The sequence below is a fragment of the uncultured Streptococcus sp. genome, from assembly GCF_963516575.1.
In the GTDB taxonomy this organism is placed as follows: Bacteria; Bacillota; Bacilli; order Lactobacillales; family Streptococcaceae; genus Streptococcus.
This window is the reverse complement of sequence record NZ_CAUQCP010000010.1, coordinates 37986-47964: the sequence shown is the minus strand read 5'-3', so window position 1 is coordinate 47964 and position 9979 is coordinate 37986. Positions and strand designations below refer to the sequence as shown.

Annotated in this window: 5 protein-coding genes; all 5 read right to left on the bottom strand. The window is 38.4% G+C overall.

From position 1 onward, the window contains the following. A partial coding sequence (locus tag RWM06_RS02945) for a putative Ig domain-containing protein (RefSeq protein WP_313970058.1) occupies nt 1-4698 on the bottom strand: 4698 nt, incomplete at its 3' end. Nucleotides 4699-4727: 29 nt separating this feature from the next. After that, nucleotides 4728-5258: a DivIVA domain-containing protein gene (locus tag RWM06_RS02940; RefSeq protein WP_313970057.1), complete on the bottom strand. Its 531-nt coding sequence runs from the start codon at nt 5256-5258 to the stop codon at nt 4728-4730. 677 nt (nt 5259-5935) lie between these two features. After that, complete coding sequence (locus RWM06_RS02935; protein ID WP_313970056.1) at nt 5936-7300, bottom strand: amino acid permease; 1365 nt, start codon at nt 7298-7300, stop codon at nt 5936-5938. Nucleotides 7301-7524: 224 nt separating this feature from the next. Continuing rightward, nucleotides 7525-8007: a transcription elongation factor GreA gene (gene greA / locus RWM06_RS02930; RefSeq protein ID WP_000818769.1), complete on the bottom strand. Its 483-nt coding sequence runs from the start codon at nt 8005-8007 to the stop codon at nt 7525-7527. Nucleotides 8008-8068: 61 nt separating this feature from the next. After that, nucleotides 8069-9778 carry an endolytic transglycosylase MltG gene (gene mltG / locus RWM06_RS02925; protein WP_313970055.1) on the bottom strand — a complete coding sequence of 570 codons (1710 nt, stop codon included), beginning with the start codon at nt 9776-9778 and terminating at the stop codon, nt 8069-8071. Nucleotides 9779-9979 lie beyond the last annotated feature (201 nt).

Below are 9979 nucleotides of genomic sequence, written 5' to 3'. Positions count from 1 at the left end.
ACGTCCTTTGATGTTTCCTGCTGGAGTCCATGTGCCGTTTTCTTTTACGAATACATCGCCAGTTGTTGTATTGACGTATTTGTCGCCGTCTTTTCCGTCCGTTGGATTTGGATTTTCTGTGCCGTTTAGGAGATCTTTTCCGTCACGTCCATCGTGTCCGTTTGCTCCAGCCGCTCCATCTTGACCATCTTTAATAATAGTAGTTCCTAGAACCGTGTCTGTTCCTTCATCAAACTGATTATTCATATTCTTATCGCTATAGAACGTAACTGTCGTTTCTTTCCTCTCTTCATTACGATCTACTTTGACTTTTGGTGTTTCGCCGTCTTTACCATTAACTGTCGACGTTGGTGGCGTTAAGTCTACAACATCAATTGTAATGTCTTTTGTTATTGATTTACCTGCCTTTGTCGCTGTTACCGGGATATCAAATGATCCATCTACTGTTGGTGTCCCTGAAATAGTCTTAGTAGACTCATCATAACTTACTCCACCAGGTAATTTCGTTGTATCCACATTAAGCGTAGCTCCATCTGGTACTGTGAAAGTAATTGAACGAATAGATTTTCCTAGCGCAATCATTTGACGAGCATTTTTGATATCTAATGATAATGGATCCGATACTGAGTCATCTACTACCGTTACAGTGATAATCTCTTCCGCACTACCTCTACCTAATGTTTCAGAATCTAATGTTGCTTTTAAACGAACTTTATAGACACCAGGCTTGGTTGGAGTTCCGCTAATTGTACGATTTGCACTGTCATAATGCAGACCTGCAGTTGATTCAAGATAAGAATCTAAGTCTGTTTCTGGTAAATCCACACTTAAATAACGAGCACCTAAATCTGAATGTTCACTGTGAGAAACCACCATATTTTTAATCGTTTCACCCACTCGAACTGTTTGATTATTTTCTGTAACTCCGATAGTTACCGGAAGTGCTCGAACATTAATTTTGATATTCCCAGCAGCAACTGGAGATGCATCTCCCATTTCAGTATAGGTTGCTTTATATGGGATTAAGTATTCTCCCACTTTAGATGGTGAGCCAGAAATAGTTCTTGTAGCTGAATCATAAGTAGCTCCTGGCGGAAGTTTACTTATATCTACCTCTAATCTCGCTTTACTATCAGAAGGAGTTAAAACTACATTGTCTATAGCAGTTAGAACTGTCTTCTCTTGTTCCTTATTCGTAACATTAACACTTAAATCTCGTGGTGTTACATTAATCGTTAACGTTGCACTCGCTGTTTTATTGCCACTAATAGTTGGACTTGTCGCTGTAAAGGTTGCTGTATAAGTCCCTACTTTTGTCGGAGTTCCTGAAACAGTTTTAGTCGCTGCATCATAGTTCACCCCTGGAGGAAGTGAGCCTGAAACTATCGATAACACCGCTCCATCTGCTTGTAACCGAATAGGAGGAAGTTCATCTAAAACTTTTACTGTCTTTGTATTATCAGGAATAGAAAAGTTTAATGGTACACTGTTTACTGTGATATTAATAGTTGCAGTTGCTGACTGAACACTACCCGAAGCAGTTCTTCTATTAACACTGCCATACACTGTGAAAGTACCTACTTGAGTCGGAGTACCTGTTATAGTTTTATTATCCGCAGACCAATTTAGACCATTTGGTAAACTGCCCCCTGTGTAACTTACTGTCGCATTTTTAGGAATTTTAAGAGTAATCGGTGGTATCGCTTCACCTGCTGTAAACGTGTAATTAGCTGTTGGAACACTAAAGTTACCTGGTGTAACTGTAAGGTCGACTAATTTTGTAATCGACTTATTATCTTTAGTAGCCGTTACCGAAATAAAATGACGCCCTTCGTATTGTCCAGTACCTGACAAGACCTTATGTTCAGCATCGTAAGAAACACCTGCTGGCAATGTTCCTACTGTAACTGTAGCACCTTCTGTAGCTGTTACAACCATATCTGCAAATTTAGTTCCTTCTGAAACTGTTTGCTTATCATTCGTTACAGATAAAGTTAAATCAGAAACTGGTGGAGGAGTAACTGTATAGGTAAAGCTTGTCTTAATCTGACGACTTTGACCTTCATTATTGGTATAAGTAGCAGTTACAATCGCTGTTTGTGGCGCATCTGTCCGTTTTAAAGCATAACCTGTTAGTCCTGTATTGTCAGCATTAGGACTTAGGTAGAGATGTTCTCCATCAGACTCAACTGATAGACTCGTAATCTTACTACCATTTGTCATTGAAACAGGAATAGTAGGGATAGCTTGCCCTTCTTGCCAGCTTTGATTGGAAATAGGATTTAGGCCATCCATTACTTCGAACTTATAGGTACGAGCTGGGACATTGGCTCCAAAGTGTCCATCCTTTGCTGTAGCCGTGATAGTATGGACACCAGCAGTCAAGGTATGGCCATTTTGCTTGATAATCTTAAACTTGGTCAGATCCTCAGTATCTCGAACAATCTCGACTCCATCTGGTTTACTATCAATTGTTAAAGTCGCATTCGCTTTATTTAATACCAAGTTTCCTAGGTTCTGTTCCTTATCAGAGATAGGCACAGCTACTGGAATTGGATTTGTTACACGATAAAGCTTATCCGCATCAAGCATTACATCGGCATTTGTTAAAGTATAATTACTATACTCATTTCCACTATCACTTGTTATTGTCGTTTGAGAAATTTCTCTAGTCACTAAATTCAAATGATACCGTGTCACCCGTCCAATATTATCCGTAATATTAAAGTCTACATAATATGTTCCCGCTTTTGCTGGTAAAGATTTAAAATTTATACGGTATGGAGATAAGTTAACATCATCTCTCAAATCAGTACTAGGGTTAGAAACAGTTATTTTATCACCCGTCAAAATATCAGATGAAGTAATTATCGTCCCAGAAACGTAAATATTAGATCTGTTAGGAGTTTTATCCTCTATAAACTCGACTTTAACCCCCGGGCTACCCCCTGTCTGTTCAAATTTAGTAATCGTGACAGGAGCTTTTAAACTGTTTCCCTCGTAATGTATATTAGTATATGGTAATGATAGCCATAAGTTAGACGAATACTGTGGAGTATCGGGGTTCGCATCCTTTATTGTCATAGATCTGTTACCATATAAGTAATAACCAAAAGGAGTGACCGTCATGTAAGCTGTGGAAGTATATTCATCATATGTAACGGAATCTCCCATTAGACCGTTCATACCTGTTCCAGAAGAAGCACCATAAACTCTTGCATTATTCTCTACTATTTTATACAGTGGTGGTTCCATTATCTTTAGATTAGCTGTAATCTTAATGTTAGGATTCTTTTTAGATTGTAATCCTATAGTATAGGTGCCATTTTGAATCGTATTATTTAAAGTAAGCGTTTTGATTAAATAACGGTCGTCTTTTCCTCCCTCATTATAACGAAAGCCTAATCTCTTAGCATCTGGAGTTAGTTCAAGTTCATCAGAAGTAATATTTGTTAACCCTATTTTATACTTCACTTCTATTGTGGAACCATCTTTTGCAATACTATAATCAGAAAGATTACGATATGATTCTGAACCAAAATACCGTTCAATTGTCATATATGGGGCTTCATTAGTTGCTGTTTCCGTCCCCAACATATACCGAACTTCCCCAGAGTGTCCGTTTGCTTTTAATTCAGAGTACAAACGTTCAACAACAGTTTCCAATCGTTCTAGATTTGATTGTAATTCGGCTTTTGTTACGTTTTCTTTTGACAATAAGGCTTGAGCAGCAGCTTCTTCTTGTTTAGCTAATTGATAAGTAGCTTGCAAACCTGCTTTTGATGATTCACTTGGGCGAACTTTTTTCAATAATTGTTCTGCTTCAGCTTTTAAAGCTTTGATTTCAATCATTGTGTTCGAATAACGGATCTTTAATTCTTCTTTCGCTACTGTTTCTGTTGTAGAGACTGTTTCTTCCTTTTCCTCACTTGCTAAGACAAGACCAGATTTTTTATCAACATATTCTACCGTATCTTTAAGAGCAGCGGTACGTTCTTTAGGTGTTTCTGCCTCTCCAAAGCCTTCTACTTCGTATTCAAAAATATTGTCGGCTCCTTCAACAATTTCTTTTGTCATTGTTGTTGGATTGCCTTCTGGAACATTATAGTTTTCTAATTGACTATTATTTGCCAGTTCTGCACCATTTTCTGTGACGCTGGCTTTTGCTTTTGCTTCAGTAGTTTCTACTGTTTTCGTCTTCGTTACTTCATGAACTACTTTGTGAGATTTACGATCCACATAGCGTACTTTATAGACAATGCTTACTGCTCGTTTAGAAGGAGTTGTCTCTTCACTTGGTTTTGCCTCCGCATGTACACTAGCTGGTGCAACTATTTCTTCTTTTGGTTGAGCTGGTGTACTATCAAGTGGTTTCGTTTCGTTTGTCGGAGCGTTATCTTCCTTCAACTCCGGTTTGTCTGCCGGTTTTGGTTCTGGTTTTGGGTCACTTGCATTCGGTTGAGACGCAATGATAAGATGCTCCGTTTCAACAGTTGGTGCATTTGTTCCATTCACAGCTGATTCATCTACTGGTTTTGGTTCTGGTTTTGGTTTTGCATCAGTTTCTTCTGCTTGAACGGCAGGCGCCAATCCTCCCAATAGTAAAGCAGTTCCCATTATACCAATTAATACTGAACTTGCTCCATACGCTTTATTCTTGCGAATAGAATATATTTGCTGCTGTTCCACTTTTTTCACGTTTCTTATGTCCTTCCTTATTTCTGATGTTAGTTTTTATGATTCAAATCAGGAATATAAATAATCTGCTTAGAATTTTCGAACAGTTCTTCTGAATGAGTAAGCTCATCTTCTAAATGTTCTTTTATACGAACAAAGTCCTCTGTTTCTGAGTTCTCGAAAGCGCTTTTATAACGTAATAAAACTTCTTGTAACTCCTTAGACAACTCCGTCTTCTGTGCGATCACTTTGTTCTTAAGTTCATTCAATGTTTTCATGGTTCGATTAAAGCGTTCGAACTCATCCGAGATGGATTTATTTGCTGCATCAATCATCTCTGTTGCCTGTTGCTTAGCTTCATCTAACAATTGTTTTGAAAGTTTTTTTGCATCAATGATAGCTTCACTAATCAGCTCTTCTTGAGAGTGATATTTATATAATTGTGCATTTAACTGTTCAATGGATTCAGTCTTTCCAAGCAGTTCTTGTTTGAGACGATTATTTTCTCTTTCCAGACTTAGGATTAAGTCATCTACTTCCTTTTTGTTATATCCAAAAAGGCTTCTTTTTATATCTCCCATAGTTCCTTCCTCTTTTGCAACAACTGAGTGTAGAGTCAGATTTAATATTCGCATTTCTTTATTCTACTTCTTTAAATCATCTCAGTCTGAGTTCCAACTAATTTTTCGCTCTCCTTCATCTCATAGATCCTTTCCTCTACTTTCATTTCGCTTAAGGCTCTAGGTACGAAAAACATATAGCGTTACAATACGTGATTTCTAACTGATTCACTTATTTTATGATATTTTAAGTCCCCTGAACATCAGGGTCATTTCTTTACCATTTTATCATTCACATCCTTACTTCTACAATTGTTTCATTAGCATTGACAAAAAACTAATATACTAACACTTTGTTTTTTATGCATAATTTCACACAATAATTCTACCCCCCCCCCCCCGAAAATTGTCAAGTGTTTTTATATTAAATTTTTGTTAAATTTTCTTTACAGAGAAAAACTAACCCTAAGTAATGCTAACAGTAGTTAATACTCTTCAAAAATCTTTTCAAACCACATCAGCTTCGCCTTGCCGTAGATATGTTATTGACTTCGTCAGTTCTATCTACAACCTCAAAGCACTGCTTTGAGCAACCTACGGCTAGTTTCCTAGTTTGCTCTTTGATTTTCATTGAGTATAAGGATATTTTTAAAGAGTATAACGAAAAACCCACCAACCTAAGTTGATGAGTTCATGATTTATTTTCTAAATTTCCACTGGCTATAAATTCCGAATCCGATAATCCAGATAGCTGAACCGATTGCTCCTACAAATGTAGACTCTTGTAAAAAGAGGGTTACAAAGACAAAGGCAAAGAAGAGCATGGTTAAAGGATTTAGGAAACGATAATGGGGCATGAGGTAGCCATCCGCCATAAAGTCCTGTGACTTGCGGTATTTAAGGTGAGCCACCATAATCAAGATATAGATAGCTACATAAACACCTGATGAAGAAGCTGTTATCAAGGCAAAGGCGTCCGAAACTCCTGGTAGGACATTGATAAAAGCAGCTGTCGCAATTAAAATAGTTGAGGCCAAAATTGCATTTTGAGGAACATTATAACGAGATAAGGTATCTGCTTTGATCGCTTTTAAGAGAGGATTTGGCAAATCCTGAGCAATTTGATACAAATGACGACCTGTTGAGTAGAGGGTTGAGTTTAGAGCTGATGCTGCTGACGTCAAGACGACAAAGTTAATCAAGGCTGCTGCCCATTTGACACCTGCTAGTTCAAATACCGTAACGAATGGTGAATCTGCTGAAGCTAGTTCTCTCCATGGAATAATAGCCATAATAGCAATTAGAGAACCCCCATAGAAAAAGGCGATACGCAATGGAATTTCCTTAACTGCTTTTGGCAAGACCTGACGTGGATTTTTGGTTTCCGAAGTCGTTACCCCGATAAACTCAATCATGAGGTAGGCAAAGAAGACCATCTGGAAAGCCATAACAAAGTTGACACCACCATTAGGGAAGAGTGAGAAATTATCCGTAATATTAGCCAAACTAGCTACTCCATGAGGTGTCTCAAAACCTGTCAGAACCATAAAGATACCAGTCACAATCATAGCAAGGATAGCTACAATCTTAATCATAGCAAACCAAAATTCAACTTCTCCAAAGAGTTTAACAGCTATTAGATTGACCAAACCTAAAACAGTTAAAAATCCAACTTGAATTAACCAACTAGGCCATGAAGGAAACCAAAACTGAACATAGTGCGAAATAGCCGTAATTTCTGCCATACCAATAAAGACAACAGATAACCAGTAAGACCAGACTGCAAAATGTCCCCAACCCTTACCCAAATGACGAGTAATAAAGTTAATAAAGGTATGTTGCTCAGGATCTTGATAGAGCATTTCTCCGACCGCTCTCATCATAAGGAACATAAAAGCTCCTGTAATCAGATAAATTAGAACAATCGAAGGTCCTGTCAAACTGATAGAACGACCAGCCCCCAGAAAGAGGCCTGTTCCAATAGTTCCAGCAATGGCCATAACCTGTACGTGACGATTGGTCAGACCACGCTCCATCTTATTTTGCTTCTTTTTTGAACTCATATAGTCTCCAATTCTTTTTAAAGCTAATACTCAATGAAAATCAAAGAGCAAACTAGGAAGCTAGCCGCAGGTTGCTCAAAGCACTGCTTTGAGGTTGTAGATAGAACTGACGAAGTCAATAACATATCTACGGCAAGGCGAAGCTGACGTGGTTTGAATTTGATTTTCGAAGAGTATAAAAAGGAGTAATCAGGGCGTTTCCCTCTTTCTACTCCCTTTAATCATTAGGCTGTTTTTTCAACCTTCAAGATTTTTACATCATAGCTACCCACAGGTGTTTCGACGGTTGCTGTATCACCTGTTTTCTTACCAATCAAGGCTTGTCCGATTGGGCTTTCATTTGAAACCTTACCTGCAAAGGCATCTGCACCAGCTGAACCTACAATGATATAAACTTCTTCTTCGTCCTCACCAATTTCTTGGATAGTCACTGTTTTACCAATTGCAACTTCGTCTTGGGCAACAGAGTCGCTATTGACGATTTCAGCATAACGAATTTTTGTTTCTAAGCTAGAGATTTGACCTTCGACAAAGGCTTGTTCGTCCTTAGCTGCTTCGTACTCACTGTTTTCTGAAAGGTCACCGTATGAACGAGCAATCTTAATTCGTTCTACCACTTCTGGACGGCGGACCAATTTCAATTCTTCTAATTCTTTTTCTAGTTTTTCCTTTTCCTCAAGTGTCATAGGATATGTTTTTTCTGCCATTTTTCTCAACTTTCTTTTACTTTATTTTTTAAAACAAAATTATGTGGAAAACCACATAATTTTAGTTTGAACTACTTGATTGCGTTAATTTATTATTGATATGTTGTGCAACATTTTGGTCATGTTCTGCCTTGTTCGTAGCGAAATATACCTTGCCATCTGTAACATCTGCTACAAAGAATAAGTTATCACTCTTAGTTTGATTGATACTTGATTCAATAGCATCCACGCTTGGACTATCTACTGGACCAGGCATGAGGCCTAGATTTGTATAAACATTATACGGAGAATTGATGGTTGTATCAATCTCAGTATCATCAGCAAGACTAATCTTCTGACCAAGTTTTCCTTCAGCATAGAGAATAGCAATATTACTTTGTAAAGGCATACCAAGATTCAAACGATTGTAGAAGACACCTGCAATCAACTTACGATCGTCAGTCTTAGCTCCTTCTTTTTCTACGAGTGAAGCAATGGTTAACAATTCATTAACTGTCAAGTTTTTAGACTTAATTGTACTATAGTATGGAGTCAAGGTCTTATCCATGGCTACCAACATCTCGTCAATCAAGCTTTCAATAGTTGTACTTTCCTTGATAGAGTAGGTTGCTGGGAAGAGGAAACCTTCCAAACGGTAACGAGCTCCACTTTCTTTCGTAGGTAAGCTTTCTAGTAAGTTTGAATATTTAGAAACTTCTTGACTGATAAAGTTGTCATCTTGAACTTTAGCCAAGAAAGCATCCGCAGTCAAAGGCTCTTTAAAGTTACCTTGCAATTGACCTACCGCTTGGGCAATTTGATCAATCGTGTAGCCTTCTGGAATCGTCAAGCTGGCTAGTACAGGTTCTTGTGCTTCAGCTGTACCACCCTTTTGCAATTCCTTGATCAAGTCATCCGTACTCATGCTCTTCTGCAGATTGTAATATCCAGCCTTCAAGTCTGAGTAATTCTTGTACTTAGTATACATACCAAAGACAATACCGTGTTTCACCAAACCTGCCTTTTCAAGAGTTGAACCAATTTCTTGAACACTGGCTCCATCAGGGATTTGAACTGTTACGTATTCTTTTGAAGTAGGATCAACTGGTTCTAATGAGGCTAGCACATACTGATAACCGAAGTAACCCCCTGCTGAAACTAAGGCAAGGAAAATCAGTAGAGAAATGAAGAATGCCTTGAATCCAGATTTTTTCTCTTTCTTAGTCTTAACTGGTTTTGCTACTTCTCTACGACTACGACGTGGTGTATCACTGATGATGTCCACTGTTTCTGTAACAGGCGTCGGTGCTTCTGGACGTGCCTGTTCTTCTTTTTTCTCTACTGTCTTATAGGACACAGCTACCCTTGTTGGGGTTTCATTATATTCTCTTTCGACTTTATTAGGTCTAACAGAACCTGGTCCTGGTCCTGGTCTTGGTCCGCTCTCATTGGCTGGTGAAGCAGGAACATCTTGACTTGGATGGCTAGGAGCCACTGAAGCATCCTGACTTGGATGGCTAGGAGCTACTGGAGCATCCTGACTCGGATGGCTAGGAGTCACTGGAGCATCCTGACTCGGATGACTAGGAACTGCTGGAGCATTATTTATAATATTTTCTACCGCTGACAAGGAATCAGCCATCAACTCCTCAGCAGACAGTCCACTTGTAGGAATAGAAGCTCTGTTTTCATCTCCTGCTAGAGTCTGATCATAACTTTTTGATTTTTCTAGATCTCGTAAAATCTGCTCTTTAAAGCTTAATTTTTCATCTTCTCTTGATTTTTCACTCAAAAGTTTTTCCTCCTCGTTGACAATCCATAATATTATATCTTAAAAACGAAAGAAAAGCAACCTAGCATGCTTTTCTGGCTTATTTTTTATACTAGAGCAAACTAGGAAGCTAGCCGCAGGTTGCTCAAAACACTGTTTTGAGGTTGTAGATAAGACTGACGAAGTCAGCTCAAAACACTGTTTTGAGGTTGCAGATAGAGC